Raw genomic sequence first — 23,818 nt, forward strand, 5'->3', positions numbered from 1 at the left:
CGGCGCCTTTAAAAGCTTGGCCGGCCGGAAGGACCGTGAAGCGTCAGGCAGCGCCCTTGATCGAAATACCCTGTTCCTGAAGATGGGACTGCAATTCGCCCGACTGGAACATCTCGCGCACGATGTCGCAACCGCCGACGAACTCACCCTTCACATAAAGCTGGGGAATGGTCGGCCAGTTGGAATAGTCCTTGATGCCCTGGCGGATGTCGGCGTCGGCGAGCACGTTGATGCCCTTGTAGTCCACACCCACATAGTCGAGGATCTGTACGACCTGACCGGAGAACCCACACTGCGGGAATTCCGGCGTGCCCTTCATGAAGACGACGACGTCGTTGTTCTTTACTTCGTTTGCGATGAAATCGTGGATGCTCATTGCAGTATTCCTTGGCAAATCGGCTTCAAGGGCCGATGCGATGAACCGTCCGCCCTAGATAACAATCTCGGATGACAATTGCCAGAAGGCCCTCAGAAAAAACGCAAGGGGCTCCCTTACGATTTCCGGGGCTGTTGCGCGATGGTCGCGCCCTACCGGCTGCGCTGGCGCGAACGGCTGGCGGCGGTGCGGCGTCGGCTCACCTGCTTGCGCGGGCGCCGGGCCGGCTTCTTCGCCGCCGGCTTCAGCGCCGCTTCGAGGATGTCGCCGAGCAGCCCGCCGGAAGCCTTCTTGCGCGTCGTCGTCCTGCGGCGTGTGCGCTTGGCCGTTGTCTTGCGCACGCCGGTCTTCTTCAGCACCTCCTTGAGAGCCGCATCGACCACGCCGGAGACGAGTTCATCGAGGAGACCGGCCATGGCGGATTACTCCGGAATGGAGGTCTGGAGGGCGAGGGCATGCAACACCCCGCCCATATTGCCCTTCAGGGCGTCATAGACCATCTGGTGCTGCTGCACGCGGGTCTTGCCGCGAAACGCTTCCGCGACGACCTCGGCTGCATAGTGGTCGCCATCGCCGGCAAGATCGCGGATGACAACCTTCGCGCCGGGAATGCCGGACTTGATCATGTCTTCGATATCGCCGGGTGACATAGGCATGTGGACTGCTCCCTTATAATTATTCCGCGGCGGCAGCGGCGTTGCCGTTGCCATCCATGAAGTCAGGGAACCACGATTCATGGGTGTTGCGCAATTGCTCAATGGCGAGCGACAGGCGACCCTCCACGACGAGCGCGTCGCCGCCCACCGTGCCGAGACGGCGGAACGGCACGCCCGCACCCTCGGCGTTGGCGCTGAGGAAGTTGGCGAGATCGGCCGGGACGGCGATGACGTAGCGCGCCTGGTCTTCGCCGAAGAGCAGCGCGTGCGCGGGGCCGTTCGAACCCGAGAGATCGACCGCGGCGCCCTTGCCGGACGACATCGCCATTTCGGCAAGTGCGACCACGAGGCCGCCCGAGGAAATGTCGTGGCAGGCCGTGACCTGGCCGTTGCGGATGGCCGAGCGCACGAAATCGCCGTTGCGGCGCTCCGCATGCAGGTCGACTTCCGGCGCCGGGCCGTCGACGATGCCCAGCACGTCGCGCAGGTAGACCGACTGGCCGAGATGGCTGCCGTCGATGCCGATGAGGATCAGCTGGTCGCCGTCCTTCGCGCCGCCGATCTTTGCCATGGTGGACCAGTCCGGCAGCAGGCCGACGCCGGCAATGGTGGGGGTCGGCAGGATCGCGATGCCGTTCGTCTCGTTGTAGAGCGAGACATTTCCGGAGACGATCGGGAAATCGAGCGCACGGCAGGCTTCGCCGATACCCTGGATGGCCTTGACGAACTGGCCCATGATTTCCGGCTTTTCCGGATTACCGAAGTTCAGGTTGTCGGTGGAGGCGAGCGGCTCGGCGCCGGTTGCCGTGATGTTGCGCCAGCATTCGGCGACGGCCTGCTTGCCGCCCTCGAACGGATCGGCCTCGACGTAACGCGGCGTCACGTCGGAGGAGAAGGCAAGCGCCTTGGTGGCATGGCCTTCGACGCGCACCACGCCGGCGTCGCCGCCGGGGATCTGCAGCGAATTGCCCTGGATCAGCGTATCATACTGCTCGTAGACCCAGCGGCGGCTCGACTGGTTCGGCGAACCGACAAGCTTCAGCACGGCCTCATTGTAGTCGGCAGGTTCCGCCACCAGGCTGGCCGGCAGCGGCGAGGGCTTGCCGGGCTCGCGCCACGGGCGGTCATATTCCGGCGCCTGGTCGCCCAGGTCCTTGATCGGCAGGTTCGCGACTTCCTCGCCCTGGTGCAGGATGCGGAAGCGCAGGTCGTCCGTCGTGTAGCCGACGATGGCGAAGTCGAGGCCCCACTTGACGAAGATCGCCTTGGCGACCTCTTCCTTGGCGGGCTCCAGAACCATGAGCATGCGCTCCTGGCTTTCCGACAGCATCATCTCGTAGGCGGTCATCTGCTCTTCGCGCACCGGCACCAGATCGAGGTTCAGCTCGATGCCGAGATCGCCCTTGGCGCCCATTTCGACGGCGGAGCAGGTGAGGCCGGCCGCACCCATGTCCTGAATGGCGATGACGGCGCCGGTCTGCATCAGTTCGAGGCAGGCTTCCAGCAGGCACTTTTCGGTGAAGGGGTCGCCGACCTGCACGGTCGGGCGCTTCTCCTCGATCGACTCGTCGAATTCGGCCGATGCCATGGTGGCGCCGCCGACGCCGTCACGGCCGGTCTTGGCGCCGAGATAGACGACCGGCAGGCCGACGCCCTTGGCTTCCGAGAGGAAGATCGCGTTGGACTTGGCAAGACCCGCGGCAAAGGCATTGACGAGGATATTGCCGTTGTAGCGCTCGTCGAACTCGACTTCGCCGCCGACCGTCGGCACGCCGAAGGAGTTGCCGTAGCCGCCAACACCGGCGACGACGCCGGAGACGAGGTGGCGGGTCTTCGGATGGTCCGGCGCGCCGAAGCGCAGTGCGTTCATCGCCGCGACCGGGCGTGCGCCCATGGTGAAGACGTCGCGCAAAATGCCGCCGACGCCGGTCGCAGCTCCCTGGTAGGGCTCGATATAGGAGGGGTGGTTGTGGCTCTCCATCTTGAAGACGACGCAGTCGCCGTCATCGATATCCACCACGCCGGCATTTTCGCCCGGGCCCTGGATGACGCGCGGACCCTTGGTCGGCAGCGTGCGCAGCCAGCGCTTGGAGGACTTGTACGAGCAGTGCTCGTTCCACATGGCGGAGAAGATGCCAAGTTCGGTGAAGGTCGGTTCGCGGCCGATCAGCAAGAGGATGCGGTCATATTCATCCGGCTTCAGCCCGTGGGCGGCAATCAGCTCCGGGGTGATCGGGCGGGTGTTCGAAATGGTCATCGTCGCTCGTCTTGTCGGTGGAGGGCAGCTTTGCGGTCTCTTTACCTCATGCTGCTTTGCAGTGCGACAGGAAAATGACCTGCAATCACAGCCGAAGGAGGCCGTCAGGCGAGGCTGTCGTAACCCGTCGGGCCATGGACGAGCAGGCGGCGAAGCCGCGTCAGGCCGGACACGACATCCTCGCGGTTTTCCGGCGGCGAGAAGCCGATGCGGACGCGGTGGAACGTCTTCTCCGAGCGGCCCGCCTTGAACTCGTCCTCGTCGTCGATGAGGATATCTTCGGCGAAAGCGGCCTGGCGGAACGTGCCGGACAGCCAGGGATCGGGTAGCTTCAGCCAGAGGAACGGCACGCGCGGATGGGACTCGAAATCCAGCCCGGCGAAAATCTCCCGCGCGATCGCCTCGCGCGCCTGCACCTCGTCGGCGACGGCGCTGCGGATGGCATCGGCCGTGCCTGAAAGCACGAGGCGGGCGGCGACTTCCGCCAGCAGGAAGGGTAGGCCGCCGCTCACCATCTTGTGGGCAATGCGCACGCGCTGCGCCAGATGCGGCGGGCAGGAGATCCAGCCGCCACGCACACCGGCAGCCACGCTTTTCGACAGGCCGCCGACGAGGAAAGTGCGGTCGGGTGCGATTTCTGCCAGCAGCGGAATGCCATTGTCGACGGTGGCGCCGTAGAGATTGTCCTCGATCAGCCAGACATTGTGCCGCTTGGCGATCGCCGCGATTGCGCGGCGGCGATCCTCCGGCATGGTGGCGAGCGTCGGGTTCTGCGCGGCACTCATCAGGAAGGCGAGCTTGGGGTGCTGCTGCACACAGACGCGCTCGAAATCGTCCGGGATCACGCCATAGGCATCCGATTCGACGAGCGCCGTCTGGCGGCCGAGCAGGGCGGTGCCGCGGCTGACCTGGGAATAGGTGAGGTGCTCGAAGACGATGCGGTCGCCGGGCGCGGTGATGACGGAGACGGCGGCGATGATGCCCGCATGCGCGCCAAGCGTCGGCACGATGCTGTCGATGCTGGGCTGCCAGCCGCCGCTGCCGAGCCAGCGCTGGCCCGCTTCCAGCCAATGGCGGGGGAAGTTGCGGGTGTAGCTCGCAATCTCGTTCGGCTGCTCCCGGCAGATCGCCGCCAGAATGTCGGTGACGGCGGCGGATTGGCCGATGTCCGTCGCCGCGGTCGTGTCGAAGCGCAGTTTTCCAGGCGGTGCATTGGCCGCGCGCGTGCCGGCAAGCCTTGCGCTGACCGGATCGACGGCAGGGGAGGGATTGTGCTCCGACGTGCCCAGCACATAGGTGCCGCGCCCCACTTCACCGCTGACGAGGCCGCGTTCGCGCACCATGCTGTAGGCGCGGCTGACGGTGCCGATGGTGACGCCGATGTCATAGGCGAGGTTGCGCTGCGGCGGCAGCTTGCTGCCCGAGGCGAGCGCGCCTGCATTGATCGCCTGCTCGATCTGGTCGGCAATGCGGACATAAAGCGGCCCGTCGGAGGCCTGGAGATCGGGAAGCCAATTTGTCATGGTGCCAATTCTTATATTGCACCGCCGAGAGAGTCAATTATCTATTGAATGTATCGATTGCTACTATTGCAGTGGCTTGTCAGGAGAATTGACAATGACAATTGATACAATCTTCGCCGAATCCGGCCTTGAGCCCAAGAGATCAGTGCGGGCAATTGCCTATCGCACCTGGCTCGCCTTGCGCGCCCATTGCCTGAAGCGGCGCACGCGCCATGCCCTGCTGGAGCTCACCGACGACGAGCTGCGTGACATCGGCATCACTCGCACCGAGGCACATCGCGAGGTCAGGAAATCGTTCTACTGGGATTGAGTTTTAACGCTCAGCAGCCCTTGCCGCCGCCGGCCCAGCGCTGAACGTCGCTCGCGATGCGCGCGCCGACCGCTTCGCCCATCATCGGGCCGAAGGCATCGAGCTTTGCCGGGTTGCCTTCCGCCTGCACGACGAGCAGCGGACGGGATTCCGGCGAATTACGGTGCACGACGAGGATGCGCGGGCGGCCGGAGAAGGAGTTCAATTCCGGCGCGAGGCGATAGGCCTTGAAGGCCGGATCGCCCGACTTGAACCAGCAGCTGTTTGCGGCAAGTGCCACGCGCTCCATGGTCGGCAGCGCGCCGCCATTGACCTTCGGCGCCGGGGTCTTCGTCTGGCAAGCGGCCAGAGCCGCGACGGCGGCGAGCGGCAGGAGAAGCTTGGCTGGGAGAAGAGGGCGCATGAAAAGCCTTTCGGGAATGGACATGCGCCCTTGATAACAAGCGTGCGTTAAGCAGCGATTACGTCGAGCACCGATGCGAAGAGGCCGCGACCGTCCGAACCGCCATGCGCGGCCTCGATCAGGTTTTCCGGATGCGGCATCAGGCCGAGCACGTTGCCCTTCGCGTTGATGACGCCGGCAATGTCGTTCAGCGAGCCGTTCGGGTTAGTGCCTTCGGCATAGCGGAACACGACCTGGCCATTGCCTTCGATCGCGGCAAGCGTCTCGGCATCGGCGAAGAAGTTGCCGTCGTGGTGGGCGACCGGGCAGCGGATGATCTGGCCCTTGTCGTAAGCGCGGGTGAAGTCGGTCTCGGCATTCGCCACTTCCAGCTTCACTTCGCGGCAGACGAATTTCAGCGAGGCATTGCGCATCAGCGCGCCGGGCAGCAGGCCCGCTTCGAGCAGGATCTGGAAGCCGTTGCACACGCCCAGAACCTTCACGCCGGCTTCCGCCTTCGCCTTGATCGCCTGCATGACGGGCATGCGCGCGGCAATCGCGCCGCAGCGCAGGTAATCGCCATAGGAGAAGCCACCCGGAATGACGATCAGGTCGACATCCGGCAGGTCTGTTTCCGTCTGCCAGACGGTGACCGGTGCTACGCCGGAAATCTTGGTCAGCGCCGCGATCATGTCGCGGTCACGGTTGAGGCCGGGAAGTTGGACGACGGCGGACTTCATGGGTGTGGTTCAAACCTTGCCTGGGCCTCGGCGAGTTCACGCAGTTCGAGGCGGTTTTCGATACGGTCGAGGCGTTGGTCGACGCGCTCCAGCCGCGAATAGATGTGATGGACGTCCTGCTGCACGGTCACGATTGCTCCGCGCATCGTGATCATCTCGCTACGAAGGTCGGAAAGGCCCGTGTCCAATTTGTCCATTCGGGCATGGATGCTTTTCAGCACCTCGTAGAGCAGTTCGTTCGTGACCTCTGCCATTGCCTATGTCCTTCAACCGTCAGGCGAGGGCGATAGTATAATTCTCGATTACCGTGTTGGCCAGCAGCTTGTCGCACATCGCCTTGAGGTCGGCTTCGGCCTTGGCGCGGTCGGCGGTGGCGAGTTCTAGGTCGAAAACCTTGCCCTGGCGGATAGCGCCGACGCCCTCGAAGCCGAGGCTGCCGAGCGCGCCTTCGATTGCCTTGCCCTGCGGGTCCAGAACACCGTTCTTGAGCGTCACCGTTACGCGTGCCTTGATCATGTCTTCCTCTTCAAACCAAATATGTTCGGCTGGCCGGTGAAGGGTTACTTCACCAGGACCGGACCGGTGCCGCGCACGGGCTCGTTTTCGTTGATGATGCCCAGGCGCCGGGCGACTTCCTGGTAGGCTTCCAGCAGACCGCCGAGATCGCGGCGGAAGCGGTCCTTGTCCATCTTCTCCTGGGTCGCGATGTCCCACAGGCGGCAGCTGTCCGGCGAAATCTCGTCGGCGATGATGATGCGCATCATGTCGCCTTCATAGAGGCGGCCGCACTCGATCTTGAAATCGACGAGCTGGATGCCGACGCCGAGGAAGAGGCCGGAGAGAAAGTCGTTGACGCGGATGGCGAGCGCCATGATGTCGTCGAGTTCCTGCGGGCTCGCCCAGCCGAAGGCGGTAATGTGCTCTTCGGAGACCATCGGGTCTTCGAGCGCATCGGCCTTGAAATAGAATTCGATGATGGAGCGCGGAAGGACGGTACCCTCCTCGATGCCGAGGCGCTTGGACAGCGAGCCGGCGGCAACGTTGCGCACGACCACTTCGAGCGGGATGATCTCGACTTCCTTGATCAGCTGCTCGCGCATGTTGAGACGGCGGATGAAATGGGTCGGGATACCCATCTTGTTGAGCTGCGTGAAGAGGAACTCGGAGATGCGGTTGTTCAGCACGCCCTTTCCGTCGATCACATCGTGTTTCTTCTTGTTGAAGGCGGTCGCATCGTCCTTGAAGAACTGGATCAGCGTGCCTGGCTCAGGGCCTTCATAAAGAATCTTGCCCTTGCCCTCGTAAATACGGCGGCGACGGTTCATGGATTTTTCTCTGTTGTTGGCGCGCTTGGGGGCCGCGCAGGTGTCGTTCGTTTGCGCTCCCATAAACGAAATGCTGCACTTTAACAATCGGCGTCTCGCCCGATCCCCCGTTTTCCGGCCTTCCCGGAACTTCCGAACTCACGAAAGTTCGCGTTGCACTTTTGCCGTCGTTTTGATTTATGGGCGGGGAACCCAACGGGCAAAAGAATCTACGGGAGTCACGGATGACCAACATGCAGGATCGGGAAAAGGCCTTCGAGGCCAAGTTCGCGCTGGACGAGGAACTGCGCTTCAGGGCCGAGGCACGCCGCAACAAGCTGGTCGGCCTCTGGGCTGCCGGCCTGCTCGGCAAGACGGACGCCGACGCGGACAGCTATGCGAGAGACGTCGTCGCCGCCGATTTCGAGGAAGTCGGCCATGAGGATGTCGTGCGCAAGATCAAGGCCGATTTCGACGCTGCCGGTGTCGCCCGCAGCGAAGACGAAATCCGCGTGCAGATGCTCGAGCTTCTCGCTGTCGCGATCGCGCAGGTCGAAGCCAGCTGATCAGCGGCTGCAATCATGTATTGCAGAAGCCGTCCGGTGATGCCGGGCGGCTTTTTCGTTTCTAGCGGATGATGGCGCGGCGGACTTCGTTCTGCAGGTCGCGCACGGTGCCGGTCTGGCTGCGCCATTCCTGCCGCTGCACGAAATCCGGTATAGCGTCGGCCGGCATGGGGCGGGCAAGCGCGTAACCCTGCAGGATATCGCAGCCGAGATCGCGCATGATGGCGACATGCGCCGGCGTCTCGACGCCCTCGGCCACGACCTCGATGTTCAGCGAGCGGCCGATTTCCACGATGGTGGCGACGAGCTTGCGCTGGCCCGGCGAACGGCTGACCGGCTTGACGAGCTGGCGGTCGATCTTGAGGCGCCGGGGGCTCAGCTTCATCAGGCTGACGATGGAGGCATGGCCGGTGCCGAAGTCGTCGATCTCGATATCGATGCCGAGCCTGCGCATCTCGGCGAGGTTCTCCAGCACCGTGCGGTCGCAATCGTCGAGGAAGATCGATTCCAGCAGTTCGAAGGAGAGCGATTTCGGGCGGATGTCGAGCGTGCGCAGCGAGTGGGCAAGCTCGGGGTCGTGCAGGCGTTTCGACGAGACGTTGGCCGAGATCTTGGCGATGCCCAGCCCCTGCGCCTCCCATCGCGCAAAATCGGCAAGCGACTGTTCCAGCACGATGCGGTCGATCGTCGCCACGCAGTCGAGGTCTTCCGCAATCTTCAGGAAGGAATCGGGCGCAAGGATGCCTCGTGTCGGATGATCCCAGCGGGCCAGCGTCTCGACGCCGACGATATCGAGCGTGCGGGCGCAGAACTGCGGCTGGTAATAGGGCAGGAAGCGCCGCTGCTCGATGCCGGAGAGGATCTCGTCGGCCGTCTGCTTGTTGACGATGATCTGCGCCTGGAAATCGCTGGTGAAGAATTCGTGCCGGCTGCGGCCGCGGTTCTTGGCGCGGTAGAGCGCGAGGTCGGCATTGACGAGCAGCTGCTTGGCATCGATCGCCGCGCCCGAAAGGCTGGCAATGCCGACGCTGGCGCCGAAGCGGCAAATATGGCCGTTGAAGGTGACGGGCTTGCGCATGGCATCGACGATCGCCTCGGCAAGCGTCGCGAGGTTGCGCCCACCCGAGCCGGTGGAAAGGAAGACGAATTCGTCACCGCCGATGCGCGCGACAAAATCATCCGGTCCCTTCAACGCGTTCAACAGGCCCGCGGCATGCACCAGCATCTGGTCGCCGGCGAGGTGGCCGAGCGTGTCGTTGATTTCCTTGAAGCGGTCGAGATCGATATGCAGCACAGCGAGCCGGCTGCCGGTCTCCTGCGCCTCCTTCGCGGCGGCCTGGATGGTTGCGTCGAGATAGCGGCGGTTCGGCAGGCCGGTCAGGTGGTCGTGCAGCGCGGTATATTCGATGCGCGCCCTTGCCGCTTCCAATTCGTCGTTGCGGGCTTCGGCAAGATCCTTGGCGCGCTTCAGCTCTTCCTGCAGGCGCACGTCGCCGGTGACGTCCCAGTTCGCGCCGATGAGACGGGGCACGCCGGTGAGGTCGATATAGGGGGCGGCGCGTCCCCGCACATGACGGATCTCGCCATCGCCGCGGATGATACGGAACTCGTTGACGAAGTCCTGGCCGCGAAAGATGCCGTCGGCGACCGTCATCGTGGCCTTGAGGCGATCGTCAGGATGAAGGGCGCGCTCCCAGGTCTCCGAATCCGGGTCTCCGTCGAGGCCGTAAATCCCGATCATGCGGTCGTCCCAGCGCACATCGGACGTCTTGAGGTTGATCTCGAAAACGCCAATGCGCGATATGTCAAGGGCGAGTTCCAGGCGGCGCGACATCTGCGCGAGCCGTTCTTCCGCTTCCTTGTGCTCGGTGATGTCCGTGTCCGTGCCGGCGATGCGGCTCGGCTTGCCGTCCGGGCCATACTCGACGACCGCACCACGGCTCTCGATCCAGATCCAGTGTCCGTCCTTGTGCCGTTCGCGGTAGCTGAAGACGTTAAAGGATGCTTCGCCGCTTTCCTGCTTGGCGATTTCGGCAAGCACATGCGCCCGGTCGTCCGGATGCACGGTCTGGATCCAGGTGTCAAGCGAGGTGTCGATCGGATCGTCCGGCCGCAGGCCGCGGATGGTGCGCCACTGGCGGGAATAGAAGAGGTCGCCGCGCGCGAAATCATGGTCCCAGACGCCCTGGCCGGCGGATTCCAGCGCATGGTTCCAGCGGCTTTCCCGCTCCGCCAGTTCGAGGGCGTTGCGCTTGCGCTCGTCGACATCGATCGTCTGGACGATCATGGCCGGGCTCAGCGCCTCGTCGGGAAGGGCGGGCGGCTCGATGAAGGAGGCGAGCACCCAGAATTCGCTGCCGTCCGCCCGCAGCAGGCGCACTTCCCAGGGCGCCTGTTCGGCAAGGTGCGGGCGCATGGCGAAGGCGATGGCCGGACGGTCCTTGGGCGAGACGCAATCCGGGAAAGGCGGGAGATCCGCGAAAGACGCGACGCCGAATGCGCGCAGCAGGCTGGCATTGGCATCGATGATGCGGCCTTCCGCATCGAGCGCTGCAAAACCGAAGCCGGAGCGCGCAAAAAGCTGGCGATAAAACGGCTCGGGCTCCGCTTCTCGCACGGCAATGGAGGTCGAACCGAAAGGTTTGGCCATGAAACGCGGCGCCTGCTTGAACTAAACAGCCAGAGCGTGCAGGATTTCTATGAAATTCCTCTTAATGACGAAATACCACCTTCGTCATAGAAGCTTCATTCGGGGGCCTTGAGGCGGCTCAGGAACTGCGCGAAAACCATCGTGCCCTCCGGCCAGGGGCCGTGGCCGGATTCCGTGTTGATATGCCCGGCCTCGCCGGCATCGAGCAGCAGCGAGCCCCACGCGGCGGCGATGTCGTCGGCATGTTCATAGGTGCCGAACGGGTCGTTGCGGCTGGCAACCACCAGCGACGGGAAGGTCAGCGGCTCGCGGGGATACGGCCCGAAGGTCGTCAGGTGTTTCGGGCGGATATCCGGGTTGGCGACATCCGGCGGTGCGACAAGGAAGGCGCCGGCGACCTTGTTGCCGAAATGGGGCGCGGCATGGATGGCGGCGGCGACACCGAGCGAATGGGCAACGAGGACGACGGGCTTCGTCGCGGCGGCCACTTCCTCGACCACGCGCTGGACCCAGTCTTCCCGCACGGGCTTCGCCCACTCGGCCTGCTCGACGCGGCGCGCCGAGCCGAGCTTGTTCTGCCAGCGGCTCTGCCAGTGTTCCGGCCCGGAATTGGTGTAGCCGGGAACGATGAGGATTTCTGCTTCTGACGCTTTCATGCGGTCGCATGTGCGTTCACGAAGTCCTGAAGTCAAGAGGGGAGGACAAATCGCCGCCCGGGTGTATAATCCGCCATCTTCGATGCAATGACGGCCGGCCGTACTGGCGGACGATTGCCCTCCACGCGCGCACGGGCCGTGACGGTTTCAAACCGGCAAGGAGGCGTGATCATGGCGACTTTTCATGTGATGGCAGGCCCAGACAGCGTGGTGGCGCGTCCGGCGATCCGCCGGATCGGGCTTTCCGACGTGTGGGATGCATTGGCGCGCGGTTTTGACGATTTTCGCGCAAAACCCTCGCACTATGTCTTCCTGAGCCTGATCTATCCGATCTCGGGCGTGGTGCTGGTCACCTGGAGTTCCGGCGCCAACCTGCTGCCCCTGATCTTTCCGCTGATCGCCGGTTTCGCGCTGCTCGGCCCGTTCTTCGCCATCGGCCTCTACGAGATCAGCCGGCGGCGCGAGCGCGGCATGGATACATCCTGGCGCCATGCGCTGGAGGTGCGCCATTCGCCGGCGCTGCCCTCCATCCTTGCCGTCGGCGCCATGCTGATGGCGCTTTTCGTGGCCTGGCTGGTCTTCGCGCAGATCCTCTATACCAACCTGTTCGGGCCGGAGCCGCCGCAATCGCTCGCCCTGTTCCTCGCTTCCATCTTCAGTTCCGAAAACGGGCTGCTGCTGATGCTGGCGGGTAATGCCATCGGCTTCTGCTTCGCGCTCGTCGTGCTGGCGACGACCGTCATCGCCTTTCCGATGCTGCTCGACCGCGATGTCGGCGCCGTCTCGGCGATGGAAACCTCGCTTAGGGCGACGCTGGTCAACCCCGTGCCGATCGCCTGCTGGGGCCTGATCGTTGCGGCACTGCTCATCATCGGCACGGTGCCGCTTTTCGTCGGCCTTGCCGTGGTCATGCCGATCCTAGGCCATGCCACCTGGCATCTCTACCGCAAGATCGTGGTCGACGAGCCGCAATAGAACGTTCGCGGGTGGAACGAGCGCCAGGAGGAGGGCGCAAGGCCGCCCGTCAGAGGGGGCGATGGCGCCATTGGCGCCATCGCCGTTTCTGGCCCTCACTTGGTCAGCGGATAGCACTTGTCGGTGGAAAAGGCGCCGTCGTTGAAACCCATCTGGCAGACGACGACCCCGTCGTCCTTTTGCAGGAAGACCGCGTAGCTTTCGGAAATCGGCGCCACGTTGATGATGTCGTAGCCGGCCTTCAGCAGTTCGACGATGGATTGTGGCGTCTGCGCCTGCACGGTGCCGGCGAATGACGCGGCCAGCGCAATTGCAGAACAAAATGCGGCAGCAAGAAACTTCATGTTCAGCCCCCAGGATGCGTGCGGCATTGCACGCAAGGGAAGTCTAATACAGAGTTTCCGGCCGGCGAAGGGGCTTCGCCGGCACGTTTGGGGATCGATGTCAGACGGTGCCGAAGACGCGGCGGAAGATCGTGTCGACGTGCTTGGTGTGGTAGCCGAGGTCGAACTTTTCGCGGATCTGCTCTTCGGACAAGGCGGCGCGCACTTCCGTGTCGGCGAGCAGCTCTTCCAGGAAATCCTTGCCCTGTTCCCAGACCCGCATCGCATTGCGCTGCACGAGGCGGTAGGCGTCCTCGCGCGAAACGCCAGCTTGCGTAAGGGCAAGCAGGACGCGCTGCGAATGAACCAGGCCGCGGAACTTGTTGAGATTCTTCAGCATGTTGTCCGGATAGATCACCAGCTTCTCGATGACGCCGGCAAGCCGGTTCAGCGCGAAGTCGAGCGTCACCGTCGTGTCCGGGCCGATGGCGCGCTCGACGCTGGAGTGGGAAATGTCACGCTCGTGCCAGAGCGCCACGTTTTCCATCGCCGGCGTCACGGCCATGCGCACGAGGCGGGCGAGGCCCGTCAGGTTTTCCGTCAGCACCGGGTTGCGCTTGTGCGGCATGGCCGAAGAACCCTTCTGGCCCGGCGAGAAGAACTCTTCGGCTTCCAGCACTTCCGTGCGCTGCATGTGGCGGATTTCGATCGCGACGTTTTCGATCGACGATGCGATGACGCCGAGCACGGCAAAGAACATGGCGTGGCGGTCGCGCGGGATGACCTGCGTGGAGACCGGCTCCGGGGTCAGGCCGAGTTTGGCGCAGACATGCTCTTCGATGCGCGGATCGATATTGGCGAAGGTGCCGACGGCGCCGGAGATCGCGCCGGTGGCGATTTCGGCGCGGGCTGCCACGAGGCGGGCGCGGTTGCGGTCCATCTCGGCGTAGAAGCGGGCGAGCGTCAGGCCCATCGTCGTGGGTTCGGCATGGATGCCGTGGCTGCGGCCGATGCGGATCGTGTCCTTGTGCTCGAAGGCGCGGGCCTTCAGCGCGGCCAGCACGCGGTCCATGTCGGCAAGCAGGATATCGGCGGCACGCACGAGCTGGATGTTGAAGGTCGTGTCGAGCACGTCGGACGACGTCATGCCCTGGTGCACGAAGCGGCTGTCGGGGCCGACGAATTCGGCGAGATGCGTCAGGAAAGCGATGACGTCGTGCTTGGTGACGGCCTCGATCTCGTCGATGCGGGCGACGTCGAACTCGGCCTTGCCGCCCTTTTCCCAGATGGTCTCGGCCGCCGATTTCGGGATGACGCCCAGCTCCGCCAGCGCGTCGCAGGCATGCGCCTCGATCTCGAACCAGATGCGGAACTTCGTTTCGGGCGACCAGATGGCGACCATGTCCGGTCGGGAATAGCGGGGGATCATCGGCTCAAGACTTTCTCAGGTGGGCGTTGCCGCCGCTTTAGCAAAGATGGCCGGCAAGCTCAACGCATGTATGCGGGCATGCATCGCGCGAGCCACAGGCTGGCGCCCGCAAGCAGCGGCAATCCCGCCGGCAGGTAGAGCCCGAGGCCCATGACGAGGAACTGGTAGCAGGCGCCGAGCGACGTGAAGACGAACTGGTAGGCCCAGATGCGCGTGCCGAAAGGCTGGTGCCATTGCGCATAGAACAGCCGGTAGTCCATGGCGAAGAAGAAGGCGGTCAAGGCGACGGTGCCGAGGCCGAGCAGCGCGAAATGCGCTGCAAAACGCGTCTCGACGTTGCGGCGGCGCGTCAGCAGGCGGGCCATCGGCAACGCGATGAGCCAGGCGGCAAGGCCGCCGGCGGCATAGATGGACAGGATCGTTTGGAGATGGAAGGTCTCGGCGCGCCCCTGTATCACAAGCGAGATGTAAGCACAGGCGACCATCAGCAGGCCCCAGCCGACGGCGCCGCCGAGATGCAGCGGCAGGGCGGGCAGGATTGGAGTCGGTTCGCGGAAAGCTGCGCCCGTCGTGCCCGCCGCAAGTTCCATGCTCAAGGCCGGAAGGGAACGGCGATCCAGCGGCCGTCGCTGCCCTCGAAGCCGAAGCTGCGCACGAGCACCAGCGCCACATGGACCGGATCGGCGCCGAGCGGGCTGAAGGTCACGGCGCCGGAGATCTGGTAGGAATGCGGGCAGTTGCGGCTGTCCGGAACGCGTGTGTCCTCGTGGAGCACCTCATCGGCCGCCGCACCGTCGCGCTTCACCAGCTTCAGGCGAAAGCCCTTGCCGCCCTCGATCACTAGGTCGCGGCATCGGTCGGACACATCGAGCGGGATGTCGTCAATCGCCAGCGCAAAGCTGCCGCCGGGCGTCGGTTCGATAGCATATTGCAGATATTCGAGGCGCTTGCGATCGACGCCCACTTCGCCGACCGGGTTGAAGGCTGCGAGCACGCCGGGATTGGAGAGCACCTTGTGCTGTTCGATCAGGCTTTTCGCCTTGCCGAAGCTCTCGGCGCGCGCCTTGGCGAGGTCCGCCTCCTCGTCATCAATGCGCACGCGGATCGGCGTGCCGGAGAGAAAGGAATCCTTCTCCGTGTCGATGAAATAGAGGTTGGAATAGGGAAAGCCGGAACCGTCCTGGACGCCGAATTCCTCGTAGGCGAAGACCTTTCCGTCCGGCGAGAAGCCGAGCGTCTGGTAGCTCGCGAAGTCGCCGGCCGATGCGCCGGCCGCAGCCAGCAGGGAGGCGAGCAGCGCGACCGCCGCCCTTCCGAAAACCGTCACGCCCGCGCACCCTCCGCATTGCTGCGCAGAGTGTCGATGGTTTTGCGATAGGCGTCAACATGGCCGCCGCTGAAGATGGCGGAGCCGGCGACGAAGACATTGGCGCCGGCGGCGGCGGGCAGCGCGATCGTATCCACCGCGATGCCGCCATCGACCTGGATGTCGATCGGCCGGTCGCCGACCATTTTTCGCACGCGGCGCAGCTTTTCCTGCATCGACGGAATGTATTTCTGGCCGCCGAAACCCGGGTTGACCGTCATGACGAGGATGAGGTCGATCTTGTCGAGAATGTAGTCGAGCACGCTTTCCGACGTCGCAGGGTTGATCGACACGCCGGCGCGTTTGCCGAGCGCCTTGATCGCCTGCAGCGAGCGGTCGAGATGTGGGCCGGCCTCGGCATGCACCGTGATGCTGTCGCAGCCCGCCTTGGCGAAGGCTTCGAGATAGGGGTCGGCGGGCGCGATCATCAGGTGGCAGTCGAAGAAGGCGTCGGTGTGCGGGCGCAGCGCCTTGATGACATCCGGGCCGAAGGAAATGTTCGGCACGAAATGCCCGTCCATGATGTCGAGGTGGATCCAGTCCGCCCCGGCCGCGACGACGTCGCGCACTTCCTGGCCGAGTTTCGCATAGTCGGCGGCGAGGATGGAGGGCGCGATCCGGATGGGAAGGGTCATGTCAGGCTCCTTGGACAAGGATGTGGGGCTAGGATTTTGCCGTCGCCATATCATTCCGGATGAGGGCGAACAACGGGCGAATTTACCGCATCGACCAGCTTGGCATGACATCGCCGGGCATCGGCACCGCATCGTGCACGCCGCGGGCGATGGCGCGGGCCATGGTGGAGGCGGCGGCCGCGCAGAGCGCGATGAAATCCTCCGCTGCCGGCGTGCGGCCGCTCCTGCCGGTGGCGAGCGCGAAGACGAGGTCGCCGTCGAGCGGCGTATGCGCCGGCCAGAGCGCGCGGGCAAAACCGTCATGGGCGGCAATCGCCAGCCGCTTGGCTTCTGCCTTGCTCAGCACCGCATCGGTGGCGATGACGGCGATGGTGGTGTTTTCCACGCCCGTCGGGCGTCGCGACAGTTTGGTGCGCGGCACGCGAGCACCGGCGGGGAAGGGTGCCGGCAGACCAAGGTCGCCGAACTCGTCGCCCTCTTCGAAGGGCGCCGCCCAAAAATGCCGGGTGTCGCCGATGGTCGCGGAGCCCAGCGCATTGACCGCCACCAGCGCGCCGATGGTGAAGCAACCCTCCAGCACGCTGGAGGCCGAGCCGAGGCCGCCCTTGACGGTCGCGGTGAGCGCGCCGGTGCCGGCGCCGACGCTGCCGGTTTCGAAATCGGCGGCCGCATTGGCAAGCGCCGCATAGCCGAGTTCGCGATAGGGCGGATAGCGCCCCCAGTCCTTGTCGCCGCCGTTCATCAGGTCGAACAGGATGGCGGCGGGCACGATCGGCACGCGAAAGGCGCCGACGGCAAAGCCGCGCCCGGCCTCGCGCAGACCCGCCTGCACGCCGGAGGCGGCATCGAGCCCGAAGGCCGAGCCGCCGGCAAGCACGACGGCATCGACCGTCTGCACGGTGTTGTGCGGCTCCAGAAGATCGGTCTCGCGCGTGCCCGGCGCGCCGCCGAGCACTTGAACCGCGGCAGTGGCGGGGTCTTCGCAGACGACGACCGTGACGCCGGAGCGCAGGACATGATCCGTCGCATTGCCGACCTTCAGGCCGGCGACATCGGTGATGCTGTTTTTCGCGCCCGGCTTCATCTATTCGCTCTCAGGCGCGGTCCCGGCCGGCACAAAGGCACCCCCGCGCCAGACGAGCAGGCGATAGGGATTGTCGCCGAGCTCGCGGTCCGCGCCGAAGGCGACTGGGCCGATTGCCGTCGCGAAACTGCCGCCGGCGAGTTTTTCCACAAGGTCGCCACCCGTGGCCGCCGCGGTTGCAAGCGCGGTAATAGCAGCGTGGGCGGGCAGCACGTAACCCTCGGCGATGATGCCCTTTGCCTTCAGCGCTGTCGCGACAGGCTCGCCCTCCGGCAGTGCCCCATAGTCCGGCAGCGCGATCGCTTCGACGCCGTCGGTCATCGGCACGCTCGGATCGGCACCGAGCAGCGCCTCGCCACCGAGCAGCGCCAGCGACACCTTTTCGGCCTTGGCATCCCGCGCGATCACCGCAATGTCCGTGCGGTCGCCGCCGACAAAGACATGGGTCACTCCGGTCTGGGAAAGGCGACGCACGAGGGTGAGCTGCTGCTCCTGCGCCGGGCGGTAGGTATCGACGAAGACGGCCTTCATGCCGACTTCCTCCAGCCGCAGCCGGATCGCCTCGACGAGTTCGCGGGCATGGATCGTGCCGTCGTCGATGAGGGCAAAGGGCTCGGATTTCCAGTCGCGGGTGATGACCTCCACCGCCTTGTCGGCCTCCGCTTTCGGCCCGGGCGCCAGCCGGAAGAGCGGCCAGTTCTTCTTCAGCGCATCCTCTATGAGGATGCCCGAGCGTACGGAAAGCGTGATGGCCGGCACTTTTGCTTCGGCGAGCGCCGGCAGCGAGGCCGCAAGCCCTTCGGTGCAGAGGAAGCCGACGGCGGCGACGGCGTCGGCGGCCAGGATCTGCTTGGCGATCCCGTCGCCATCGGTCTCGTCGCAGGCTTCCGGGATCTCCACGACCGTGTCGCCATTCGCCTCCGCCGCAAAGCGCGCGCCGTCGCGCACCTGCTGGCCGAGGATCGCGAGCGGCCCTTCGGAAGGCGCGACGACGGCGAAGGTGAGGCCGGCGGCCGTCGCCGGCAGGGCCGTAAACACCGAGGCGCCGATGAGGCTGGCGAAGAAAAAGGTCTTCATTCTCAATCCATGGATCGCGATGATGCCCTTTGTAAGGGCCGCGCCGGCGGGGTCAAAGAAAATATCGTCGCAATTCCCCGCTTGTCTCTGGCAGGACAGGAAAATTCGACGACGGGGCTTACATTTTTCTTCACTTTCGCCATGTATCTCCTGTGTTGAAGGAGAATGCCGTGTTGGACAGATTGATGCTGGACCCGTCGCTCTACCGCGATGCGATGAGCCGCTATGCCGGCCATGTGCAAATCGTGACGACGGCGCACGAGGGCGAGAAGCGCGGTGTGACGATCACCGCCGCCTGCTCGGTGTCGGACAATCCGGCCATGGTTCTCGCCTGCCTCAACGCCTCCAACCCGAACAACGCGATCTTCTCCAAGAGCGGCCATTTTGCGCTGAACTCGCTTTCCGCCGATCAGGTTGAGCTTGCCAACGCCTTTTCCGGCCGCGACCCGGCCATGACATCGGAAAAGCGCTTCGCCATGGGCAATTGGGGAGAGCTGGTGACCGGCGCGCCCGTGCTGATGGATGCGCGCGCCGCCTTCGACTGCCGGCTCGTCGAATTGAAGGTCATGGCGACGCACATGATCCTGATCGGCGAGGTGATGGGCATTTCCACCGGCGAGCACAAACCGGCGCTTCTCTATATGGACCGGGGCTACCACACGCTATAAGTTCGACCTCCGGAACGGAGGAGCGGCGTGGTTTACCAGCGCGGACACATCCCGCAATCGATCGACGAAACCGTGGAGATGCTTTCGGCCGGCAATTATCTCGCCGGGCGTTCGCTCGCCACCGTGCTGTTTCTCGCGCTGCGCATGAAGCGGCCGCTGTTCCTGGAAGGCGAGGCCGGCGTCGGCAAGACGGAGATCGCCAAGGTATTGGCCGCCTCGCTCGACCGTCCGCTGATCCGCCTGCAATGTTACGAAGGCCTCGACATTTCCTCGGCGGTCTACGAGTGGAACTACCCGGCGCAGATGCTGGAGATCCGCCTCGCCGAAGCCTCCGGCACCACCGACCGCGGCCGCATCGAGGCCGATATCTTCTCCGAGCGCTACCTGATCCGCCGCCCCGTGCTCCAGGCGCTTTCCGCGCCGGACGGCCGTGCGCCCATCTTCCTGATCGACGAGCTGGACCGTACCGACGAAGCTTTCGAGGCCTTCCTCTTGGAAGTGCTGTCCGATTTCCAGGTGACGGTGCCGGAACTCGGCACGATCCGTGCCGCGGAGCCGCCGATCGTCATCATCACGACGAACCGCACGCGCGAGGTGCATGACGCGCTGAAGCGGCGCTGTCTCTATCATTGGGTCGATTATCCGCAGGCAGCCCAGGAACTGGAGATCATCCGCCGCAAGGTGCCCGGCTGCAACGAAACGCTGTCGCGCCAGGTCGTAGCCTATGTGCAGAAGCTGCGCATGCTCGATCTCTTCAAGAATCCGGGCGTCGCCGAAACCATCGACTGGGCGACGGCACTGACCGAACTCGACCGCGTGGCGCTCGATCCGGAGACGGTCGCCGACACGCTCGGCACGTTGCTCAAATACCAGGACGACATTGCGCGCATCGACGGCGCGGAGGGCCGCAAGCTGCTCGACGACGTCAAGGCCGGCCTGGCAGCGGCGGGCTGAGCGATGGCGATGGCGGCGGAAAGCGATGTTTCGAGCGCCGTGGATGGGCGCCTCGCCGACAATATCGTGTTTTTCGCCCGCGTGCTGCGCAAGGCCGGCCTGCGCATCGGGCCGGCGGCCGTCACGGATGCCATCGAGGCCGTGCAGGCGATCGGCATCGGCGACCGCGAGGAGTTTTACACGGCGCTGCATGCGACGCTCGTCAAGCGCCATGAAGACGACGCCGTCTTCGACGAGGCCTTCCGGCTCTTTTGGCGCGCGCGCGACCTTGTGGCGAAAATGATCGCGCTGATGTCGCCGGTCGTCACGCGGCATGAGGAGCGCGAGAAGCGCAAGGCGGGCGAGACCCGTGTGTCGGACGCGTTGTTCGGACGGCAGGAGCAGCGCCTTCGCGACGAGCCGGATATCGAGATCGACGCGCGGTTCACCGCTTCCGGCAGCGAGGTGTTGCGCCGCACGGATTTCGCGCAGATGACGGCGGCGGAGCTTGCCGGGGCCAAGCGCGCCATCTCCAACCTCGTGTTGCCGATGGACGAGGTGCGCACGCGCCGTTTCCGCCGCTCCACCCGGCCGGTGGTGATCGATGCGCGCGCCACGATGCGCCACGCCATGCGCACCGGCGGCGCGCTGATCCTGCCGCGCCATCGCGAGCCGAAGACCGCGCATCCACCGCTCGTCGTGCTCGCCGACATTTCCGGCTCGATGAGCCAGTACACGCGCATCTTCCTGCATTTCCTGCATGCGCTCGCCGAACACCGCCGCCGCATGCATGCCTTCCTGTTCGGAACGCGGCTCAGCAACGTCACCCGGCCGATGCGCCATCGCGATCCCGATCTTGCCGTCGAGGCATGCAGCCAGACGGTCAGCGATTGGTCCGGCGGAACGCGCATCGGCGAGACGCTGAAGGAATTCAACCGGCTGTGGTCGCGCCGCGTGCTGGGACAGGGCGCCGTCGTGCTGCTCATTACCGATGGGCTGGAGCGAGAGGGCATCGAACTGCTGGAAACGGAAATGGACCGGCTGCACCGCTCCTGCCGGCGGCTGATCTGGCTCAACCCGCTGTTGCGCTTCGAAGGTTTCGAAGCCCGGGCGCGCGGGGTGCGTGCCATGCTGCCGCATGTGGATGACCTGCGGCCGGTGCACAATCTGGATGCCATGGCCGATCTGGTGGCTGCGCTTTCCGGCGCCGCCCCGCGCGGTGCCGGCGACCCGCGGCGTTTCCTGCCGGCGGCATGAGGAGGTGAAAATGGACGCGACCGCAAACGACATGCTCGACCCGCTGACCATCGCGGAACGCTGGATGGACGACGGGCGCATGGTGGCGCTCGCCACCGTGGTCGAGACCTGGGGCTCGGCGCCGCGCCCCGTTGGCAGCCATCTGGTCATCGATGGCGAGGGCAATTTCCACGGCTCCGTTTCCGGCGGCTGCGTCGAGGGCGCGGTGATCAGCGAGGCGATGGAGGTCATTTCCGAGGGGGAACCGCGCATGCTGGAATTCGGCGTCGCCGACGAGACCGCCTGGCGCGTCGGCCTTTCCTGCGGCGGGCGCATCCGCGTCTATGTGGAGCGTATCGGCTGATGGATCCCTACCTGCTGCGTAAACTGAACGCGGAACGCACGGCGCGGCGCGCCGTCATCCACCTGACGGATCTCGGCGACGGGCGCGATCGGGTCATTCGCGAGGGCGATCCGGTTGCGGGACCGCTCGGCGAAGCGATCGCAAGCGCCCTGCGCTCCGGCAAATCCGGCGTGGTGGAGGCGGAGGAGCGAAAATTCTTCCTCAACGTGCACCTGCCGCCGGCGCGCATCGTCGTCATCGGCGCGGTCCATATCAGCCAGGCGCTGGCGCAGATGGCCAGGGTGGCGGGCTTCGATATCACCATCATCGATCCGCGCACGGCCTTTGCCACCGAAGAGCGTTTTGCCGGCATCGACCTTGTCGCCGACTGGCCGGAGGATGTGCTGAAGACGCGGCCGCTCGATGCCTATACGGCGCTCGTCGCCGTCACGCATGATCCGAAGATCGACGATGTCCCGCTGTCGCAGGCGCTTGCAACCGGCTGTTTCTATGTCGGCGCGCTCGGCAGCCGGAAGACCCATGCCAAGCGTGTGGAACGCCTGACAGCACTCGGGCACGGCGAGGCGGCGATCGCCCGCATCTCCGCCCCCATCGGCCTCGATATCGGCGCCGCGAGCCCCGCGGAGATCGCTGTCGCCATCCTGGCGGATATCGTCGCGCATCTGCGCCGCCGGCCCTTGCTCGGTGCCGGACCATGATTTTCGGCGAGGTCCCGGTTGCCGATTCTGTCGGCGCGCGCCTGGCGCATGGCGTGCGGGTCGAGGGCCTGTCGCTGCACAAGGGGCATGTGGTGACGGCGCAGGACTGCCGGGCGCTGGTCGTGGCCGGCATCGCAACCATCATCGCCGTGCGGCTCGAAACGGGCGATATCGGCGAGGACGAGGCGGCATCGCTGATTGCCGCGGCGATCCCCCCGGACCATCTCACCTTCACCCCGCCCGCGACCGGCCGCATCAACCTGCATGCGACGGCGAACGGGCTTTTTGTCGCCGACCGGGCGGCGATCGACCGGTTCAACCGGGTCGATCCGGCAATCACCGTCGCCACCCTGCCGGACCATGCCAGCGTTGCGGCCGGCGACATGGTGGCGACGATCAAGATCATCCCGCTTGCCGTTTCCGGCGATCTTGCACGAAAGGCCGCGGCCGTCATGGCGACCAGCCGGGCGCTGGAGGTCAAACCCTTCGCGGCGCACCGCGTCGGCCTCGTCGCGACCGAGCTGCCGACGCTCAAGGTCTCTGTCATGGACAAGACCCGTCGCCTCGTCGAACAGCGCCTACAGCCGTCCGGTAGCCGGCTCACGGGCGAGGTGCGCGTGCCGCACCGCGCGCGCGCGCTTGCGGAGGCGATCCATCGCTCGGCCGCAGACAACGACCTCGTCCTCGTCTTCGGCGCCTCCGCCGTCACCGACCAGAACGACGTGATCCCAGCCGCGATCCGCGCCGCGGGCGGCGTGGTGGAGCATGTCGGCATGCCCGTCGATCCGGGCAACCTGTTGGTTCTCGGCCGCGTGGACACGGTGCCGGTGATCGGCGCGCCGGGCTGCGCCCGCAGCCCCAAGGAAAACGGCTTCGACTGGATTCTTGCCCGCATCTTCGCCGGGGAGAATCCCGGACCGACGGAGATAACGGGAATGGGCGTCGGCGGTCTTCTCGCGGAAATCCCGACCCGCCCGCAGCCGCGCGACCTGCGCGGGCCGGAACGGCCTCTCTCCGTCGCAGCGCTGGTGCTGGCCGCCGGCCGCGCCAGCCGCATGAACGGCAGCCACAAGCTGCTCGCCGCCTTCGACGGCGAGGCGCTGGTGCGCCGCTCGACCGAGGCCGCCCTGGAGGCCAAGCCTGCGCGGGTCTTGGTCGTCACGGGACACCGGGCGGAGGAGATCGAGGCGGAGCTTGCGGGGCTGAAAATCGATATCGTGCGCAATCCGGACCACGCGCAGGGCATGTCGACCTCCCTTCGCGCCGGAATTTCCGCGCTTGGGCCGGGTTGCGACGGGGTCGTGGTGATGCTCGCGGACATGCCACATGTTACCGGTGCCGATGTGCGCCTGCTGCTCGATGCCTTCGCCGCAGCCGGCGGACACGCCATCGTGCGGGCGGTCTCCGGCGGCAAGCGCGGCAATCCCGTCGTGCTGCCGCGCGCGACCTTTGCTGCCATCCGCGCGCTGGAAGGCGATGTCGGCGCGCGGCATATCGTCGAGAGCGCCGGGCTCGACATTGTCGACGTGGAGATCGGCGAGGCGGCGCATATCGATGTCGACACACCGGAGGCGGTGCTGGCCGCCGGCGGCGTTTTGAAAGGGTAGGGC

General features: G+C 65.3%; 28 protein-coding genes. 9 read left to right on the forward strand and 19 right to left on the reverse strand.

Features of this window, described 5'->3' with window-relative positions; all coding sequences use genetic code 11:
- Nucleotides 1–43: 43 nt before the first annotated feature.
- The 5 genes from grxD to J2Y63_RS07145 form a co-directional block, all read right to left on the reverse strand.
- Nucleotides 44–376 carry a Grx4 family monothiol glutaredoxin gene (grxD, locus tag J2Y63_RS07125; protein WP_256115717.1) on the reverse strand — a complete coding sequence of 111 codons (333 nt, stop codon included), beginning with the start codon at nt 374–376 and terminating at the stop codon, nt 44–46.
- A gap of 152 nt (nt 377–528) precedes the next feature.
- Entirely contained in the window at nt 529–792 is a 264-nt protein-coding gene (locus J2Y63_RS07130; RefSeq protein WP_435265462.1) for a hypothetical protein, read from the reverse strand.
- A gap of 6 nt (nt 793–798) precedes the next feature.
- The gene (locus J2Y63_RS07135) at nt 799–1,032 is read right to left on the reverse strand and encodes a BolA family transcriptional regulator (protein ID WP_256115719.1); all 234 of its coding nucleotides are present in this window, start codon (nt 1,030–1,032) and stop codon (nt 799–801) included.
- Between the two features lie 19 nt (nt 1,033–1,051).
- Nucleotides 1,052–3,289: a phosphoribosylformylglycinamidine synthase subunit PurL gene (gene purL, locus J2Y63_RS07140; protein WP_435265463.1), complete on the reverse strand. Its 2,238-nt coding sequence runs from the start codon at nt 3,287–3,289 to the stop codon at nt 1,052–1,054.
- Between the two features lie 104 nt (nt 3,290–3,393).
- Nucleotides 3,394–4,812 carry a PLP-dependent aminotransferase family protein gene (locus tag J2Y63_RS07145; RefSeq protein WP_435265464.1) on the reverse strand — a complete coding sequence of 473 codons (1,419 nt, stop codon included), beginning with the start codon at nt 4,810–4,812 and terminating at the stop codon, nt 3,394–3,396.
- Between the two features lie 94 nt (nt 4,813–4,906).
- On the opposite strand from J2Y63_RS07145, the gene J2Y63_RS07150 reads away from it, so the two are divergent.
- A complete protein-coding gene (locus tag J2Y63_RS07150; protein ID WP_435265465.1) occupies nt 4,907–5,122 on the forward strand; it encodes a DUF1127 domain-containing protein in 216 nt (71 codons plus the stop codon).
- Nucleotides 5,123–5,132: 10 nt separating this feature from the next.
- Here the strand turns inward: J2Y63_RS07150 and J2Y63_RS07155 are convergent, their stop codons facing one another.
- Genes J2Y63_RS07155 through purC form a run of 5 tightly spaced genes read right to left on the reverse strand, consistent with a single transcriptional unit; the run spans nt 5,133 to nt 7,569 of the window.
- A complete protein-coding gene (locus J2Y63_RS07155) occupies nt 5,133–5,525 on the reverse strand; it encodes a hypothetical protein (protein WP_256115723.1) in 393 nt (130 codons plus the stop codon).
- Between the two features lie 47 nt (nt 5,526–5,572).
- Nucleotides 5,573–6,244 carry a phosphoribosylformylglycinamidine synthase subunit PurQ gene (purQ, locus tag J2Y63_RS07160; protein ID WP_319321620.1) on the reverse strand — a complete coding sequence of 224 codons (672 nt, stop codon included), beginning with the start codon at nt 6,242–6,244 and terminating at the stop codon, nt 5,573–5,575.
- Nucleotides 6,241–6,498, reverse strand: coding sequence for a hypothetical protein (locus tag J2Y63_RS07165; RefSeq protein ID WP_256115725.1), 258 nt, complete (start codon nt 6,496–6,498; stop codon nt 6,241–6,243). The genes purQ and J2Y63_RS07165 overlap by 4 nt, the downstream gene beginning before the upstream one ends.
- 19 nt (nt 6,499–6,517) lie before the next feature.
- Nucleotides 6,518–6,760, reverse strand: coding sequence for a phosphoribosylformylglycinamidine synthase subunit PurS (purS, locus tag J2Y63_RS07170; protein ID WP_256115726.1), 243 nt, complete (start codon nt 6,758–6,760; stop codon nt 6,518–6,520).
- Between the two features lie 44 nt (nt 6,761–6,804).
- Nucleotides 6,805–7,569, reverse strand: coding sequence for a phosphoribosylaminoimidazolesuccinocarboxamide synthase (purC, locus tag J2Y63_RS07175; protein ID WP_256115728.1), 765 nt, complete (start codon nt 7,567–7,569; stop codon nt 6,805–6,807).
- 224 nt (nt 7,570–7,793) lie between these two features.
- Here purC and J2Y63_RS07180 point away from each other — a divergent pair, with 224 nt between their 5' ends.
- On the forward strand, nt 7,794–8,114 hold the full coding sequence (locus tag J2Y63_RS07180; RefSeq protein WP_319321611.1) for a DUF1476 domain-containing protein: 321 nt from the start codon (nt 7,794–7,796) through the stop codon (nt 8,112–8,114).
- 61 nt (nt 8,115–8,175) lie between these two features.
- Here J2Y63_RS07180 and J2Y63_RS07185 read toward each other — a convergent pair whose 3' ends face one another.
- Together J2Y63_RS07185 and J2Y63_RS07190 are read right to left on the reverse strand one after the other, a co-directional pair.
- A complete protein-coding gene (locus J2Y63_RS07185; protein ID WP_435265466.1) occupies nt 8,176–10,764 on the reverse strand; it encodes a sensor domain-containing protein in 2,589 nt (862 codons plus the stop codon).
- 95 nt (nt 10,765–10,859) lie between these two features.
- A complete protein-coding gene (locus J2Y63_RS07190) occupies nt 10,860–11,420 on the reverse strand; it encodes an RBBP9/YdeN family alpha/beta hydrolase (RefSeq protein ID WP_435265467.1) in 561 nt (186 codons plus the stop codon).
- 171 nt (nt 11,421–11,591) lie between these two features.
- Between J2Y63_RS07190 and J2Y63_RS07195 the strand changes: the two genes are divergently transcribed.
- A complete protein-coding gene (locus J2Y63_RS07195) occupies nt 11,592–12,395 on the forward strand; it encodes a DUF2189 domain-containing protein (protein ID WP_256115733.1) in 804 nt (267 codons plus the stop codon).
- A gap of 95 nt (nt 12,396–12,490) precedes the next feature.
- Here J2Y63_RS07195 and J2Y63_RS07200 read toward each other — a convergent pair whose 3' ends face one another.
- From J2Y63_RS07200 to J2Y63_RS07230, 7 genes are all read right to left on the reverse strand, one after another.
- A complete protein-coding gene (locus J2Y63_RS07200; RefSeq protein ID WP_435265468.1) occupies nt 12,491–12,739 on the reverse strand; it encodes a hypothetical protein in 249 nt (82 codons plus the stop codon).
- A gap of 100 nt (nt 12,740–12,839) precedes the next feature.
- A complete protein-coding gene (gene purB, locus J2Y63_RS07205) occupies nt 12,840–14,147 on the reverse strand; it encodes an adenylosuccinate lyase (RefSeq protein ID WP_435265469.1) in 1,308 nt (435 codons plus the stop codon).
- Nucleotides 14,148–14,206: 59 nt separating this feature from the next.
- On the reverse strand, nt 14,207–14,737 hold the full coding sequence (locus tag J2Y63_RS07210; protein ID WP_435265470.1) for a hypothetical protein: 531 nt from the start codon (nt 14,735–14,737) through the stop codon (nt 14,207–14,209).
- Between the two features lie 2 nt (nt 14,738–14,739).
- Complete coding sequence (locus J2Y63_RS07215; RefSeq protein ID WP_435265471.1) at nt 14,740–15,474, reverse strand: DUF2259 domain-containing protein; 735 nt, start codon at nt 15,472–15,474, stop codon at nt 14,740–14,742.
- Complete coding sequence (gene rpe, locus J2Y63_RS07220; RefSeq protein ID WP_435265472.1) at nt 15,471–16,148, reverse strand: ribulose-phosphate 3-epimerase; 678 nt, start codon at nt 16,146–16,148, stop codon at nt 15,471–15,473. The genes J2Y63_RS07215 and rpe overlap by 4 nt, the downstream gene beginning before the upstream one ends.
- An 82-nt stretch (nt 16,149–16,230) precedes the next feature.
- Nucleotides 16,231–17,232 (reverse strand): P1 family peptidase, encoded by a 1,002-nt coding sequence (locus tag J2Y63_RS07225; RefSeq protein WP_435265473.1) that lies wholly within the window; start codon nt 17,230–17,232, stop codon nt 16,231–16,233.
- Nucleotides 17,233–18,309, reverse strand: coding sequence for an ABC transporter substrate-binding protein (locus J2Y63_RS07230; protein WP_435265474.1), 1,077 nt, complete (start codon nt 18,307–18,309; stop codon nt 17,233–17,235). It lies immediately after the preceding gene.
- Nucleotides 18,310–18,494: 185 nt separating this feature from the next.
- Between J2Y63_RS07230 and J2Y63_RS07235 the strand changes: the two genes are divergently transcribed.
- The 6 genes from J2Y63_RS07235 to J2Y63_RS07260 all read left to right on the forward strand — a co-directional run bounded on the left by J2Y63_RS07235 (nt 18,495) and on the right by J2Y63_RS07260 (nt 23,815).
- Nucleotides 18,495–18,977 (forward strand): flavin reductase family protein, encoded by a 483-nt coding sequence (locus J2Y63_RS07235; RefSeq protein WP_256116177.1) that lies wholly within the window; start codon nt 18,495–18,497, stop codon nt 18,975–18,977.
- Between the two features lie 78 nt (nt 18,978–19,055).
- Nucleotides 19,056–19,931 carry an AAA family ATPase gene (locus J2Y63_RS07240; protein WP_435265528.1) on the forward strand — a complete coding sequence of 292 codons (876 nt, stop codon included), beginning with the start codon at nt 19,056–19,058 and terminating at the stop codon, nt 19,929–19,931.
- Between the two features lie 9 nt (nt 19,932–19,940).
- Nucleotides 19,941–21,167 carry a vWA domain-containing protein gene (locus J2Y63_RS07245; RefSeq protein ID WP_435265475.1) on the forward strand — a complete coding sequence of 409 codons (1,227 nt, stop codon included), beginning with the start codon at nt 19,941–19,943 and terminating at the stop codon, nt 21,165–21,167.
- 10 nt (nt 21,168–21,177) lie between these two features.
- Nucleotides 21,178–21,510, forward strand: a complete 333-nt coding sequence (locus J2Y63_RS07250; protein WP_435265476.1) for an XdhC family protein — start codon at nt 21,178–21,180, stop codon at nt 21,508–21,510.
- Complete coding sequence (locus J2Y63_RS07255) at nt 21,510–22,208, forward strand: XdhC family protein (protein WP_435265477.1); 699 nt, start codon at nt 21,510–21,512, stop codon at nt 22,206–22,208. Before J2Y63_RS07250 ends, J2Y63_RS07255 begins: the two co-directional genes overlap by 1 nt.
- The gene (locus J2Y63_RS07260) at nt 22,205–23,815 is read left to right on the forward strand and encodes an NTP transferase domain-containing protein (protein ID WP_435265478.1); all 1,611 of its coding nucleotides are present in this window, start codon (nt 22,205–22,207) and stop codon (nt 23,813–23,815) included. Before J2Y63_RS07255 ends, J2Y63_RS07260 begins: the two co-directional genes overlap by 4 nt.
- Nucleotides 23,816–23,818 lie beyond the last annotated feature (3 nt).

This window comes from Shinella sp. BE166 (genome assembly GCF_051201095.1).
GTDB lineage: Bacteria > Pseudomonadota > Alphaproteobacteria > Rhizobiales > Rhizobiaceae > Shinella > Shinella lacus.

Bases quoted from the DNA above. Each gene is read 5' to 3' on its own strand.
- grxD (WP_256115717.1), bottom strand. From the start codon at position 376: ATGAGCATCCACGATTTCATCGCAAACGAAGTAAAGAACAACGACGTC.
- J2Y63_RS07130 (WP_435265462.1), bottom strand. From the start codon at position 792: ATGGCCGGTCTCCTCGATGAACTCGTCTCCGGCGTGGTCGATGCGGCT.
- J2Y63_RS07135 (WP_256115719.1), bottom strand. From the start codon at position 1,032: ATGCCTATGTCACCCGGCGATATCGAAGACATGATCAAGTCCGGCATT.
- purL (WP_435265463.1), bottom strand. From the start codon at position 3,289: ATGACCATTTCGAACACCCGCCCGATCACCCCGGAGCTGATTGCCGCC.
- J2Y63_RS07145 (WP_435265464.1), bottom strand. From the start codon at position 4,812: ATGACAAATTGGCTTCCCGATCTCCAGGCCTCCGACGGGCCGCTTTAT.
- J2Y63_RS07150 (WP_435265465.1), top strand. From the start codon at position 4,907: ATGACAATTGATACAATCTTCGCCGAATCCGGCCTTGAGCCCAAGAGA.
- J2Y63_RS07155 (WP_256115723.1), bottom strand. From the start codon at position 5,525: ATGCGCCCTCTTCTCCCAGCCAAGCTTCTCCTGCCGCTCGCCGCCGTC.
- purQ (WP_319321620.1), bottom strand. From the start codon at position 6,244: ATGAAGTCCGCCGTCGTCCAACTTCCCGGCCTCAACCGTGACCGCGAC.
- J2Y63_RS07165 (WP_256115725.1), bottom strand. From the start codon at position 6,498: ATGGCAGAGGTCACGAACGAACTGCTCTACGAGGTGCTGAAAAGCATC.
- purS (WP_256115726.1), bottom strand. From the start codon at position 6,760: ATGATCAAGGCACGCGTAACGGTGACGCTCAAGAACGGTGTTCTGGAC.
- purC (WP_256115728.1), bottom strand. From the start codon at position 7,569: ATGAACCGTCGCCGCCGTATTTACGAGGGCAAGGGCAAGATTCTTTAT.
- J2Y63_RS07180 (WP_319321611.1), top strand. From the start codon at position 7,794: ATGACCAACATGCAGGATCGGGAAAAGGCCTTCGAGGCCAAGTTCGCG.
- J2Y63_RS07185 (WP_435265466.1), bottom strand. From the start codon at position 10,764: ATGGCCAAACCTTTCGGTTCGACCTCCATTGCCGTGCGAGAAGCGGAG.
- J2Y63_RS07190 (WP_435265467.1), bottom strand. From the start codon at position 11,420: ATGAAAGCGTCAGAAGCAGAAATCCTCATCGTTCCCGGCTACACCAAT.
- J2Y63_RS07195 (WP_256115733.1), top strand. From the start codon at position 11,592: ATGGCGACTTTTCATGTGATGGCAGGCCCAGACAGCGTGGTGGCGCGT.
- J2Y63_RS07200 (WP_435265468.1), bottom strand. From the start codon at position 12,739: ATGAAGTTTCTTGCTGCCGCATTTTGTTCTGCAATTGCGCTGGCCGCG.
- purB (WP_435265469.1), bottom strand. From the start codon at position 14,147: ATGATCCCCCGCTATTCCCGACCGGACATGGTCGCCATCTGGTCGCCC.
- J2Y63_RS07210 (WP_435265470.1), bottom strand. From the start codon at position 14,737: ATGGAACTTGCGGCGGGCACGACGGGCGCAGCTTTCCGCGAACCGACT.
- rpe (WP_435265472.1), bottom strand. From the start codon at position 16,148: ATGACCCTTCCCATCCGGATCGCGCCCTCCATCCTCGCCGCCGACTAT.
- J2Y63_RS07225 (WP_435265473.1), bottom strand. From the start codon at position 17,232: ATGAAGCCGGGCGCGAAAAACAGCATCACCGATGTCGCCGGCCTGAAG.
- J2Y63_RS07230 (WP_435265474.1), bottom strand. From the start codon at position 18,309: ATGAAGACCTTTTTCTTCGCCAGCCTCATCGGCGCCTCGGTGTTTACG.
- J2Y63_RS07235 (WP_256116177.1), top strand. From the start codon at position 18,495: ATGCTGGACCCGTCGCTCTACCGCGATGCGATGAGCCGCTATGCCGGC.
- J2Y63_RS07240 (WP_435265528.1), top strand. From the start codon at position 19,056: ATGCTTTCGGCCGGCAATTATCTCGCCGGGCGTTCGCTCGCCACCGTG.
- J2Y63_RS07245 (WP_435265475.1), top strand. From the start codon at position 19,941: ATGGCGGCGGAAAGCGATGTTTCGAGCGCCGTGGATGGGCGCCTCGCC.
- J2Y63_RS07250 (WP_435265476.1), top strand. From the start codon at position 21,178: ATGGACGCGACCGCAAACGACATGCTCGACCCGCTGACCATCGCGGAA.
- J2Y63_RS07255 (WP_435265477.1), top strand. From the start codon at position 21,510: ATGGATCCCTACCTGCTGCGTAAACTGAACGCGGAACGCACGGCGCGG.
- J2Y63_RS07260 (WP_435265478.1), top strand. From the start codon at position 22,205: ATGATTTTCGGCGAGGTCCCGGTTGCCGATTCTGTCGGCGCGCGCCTG.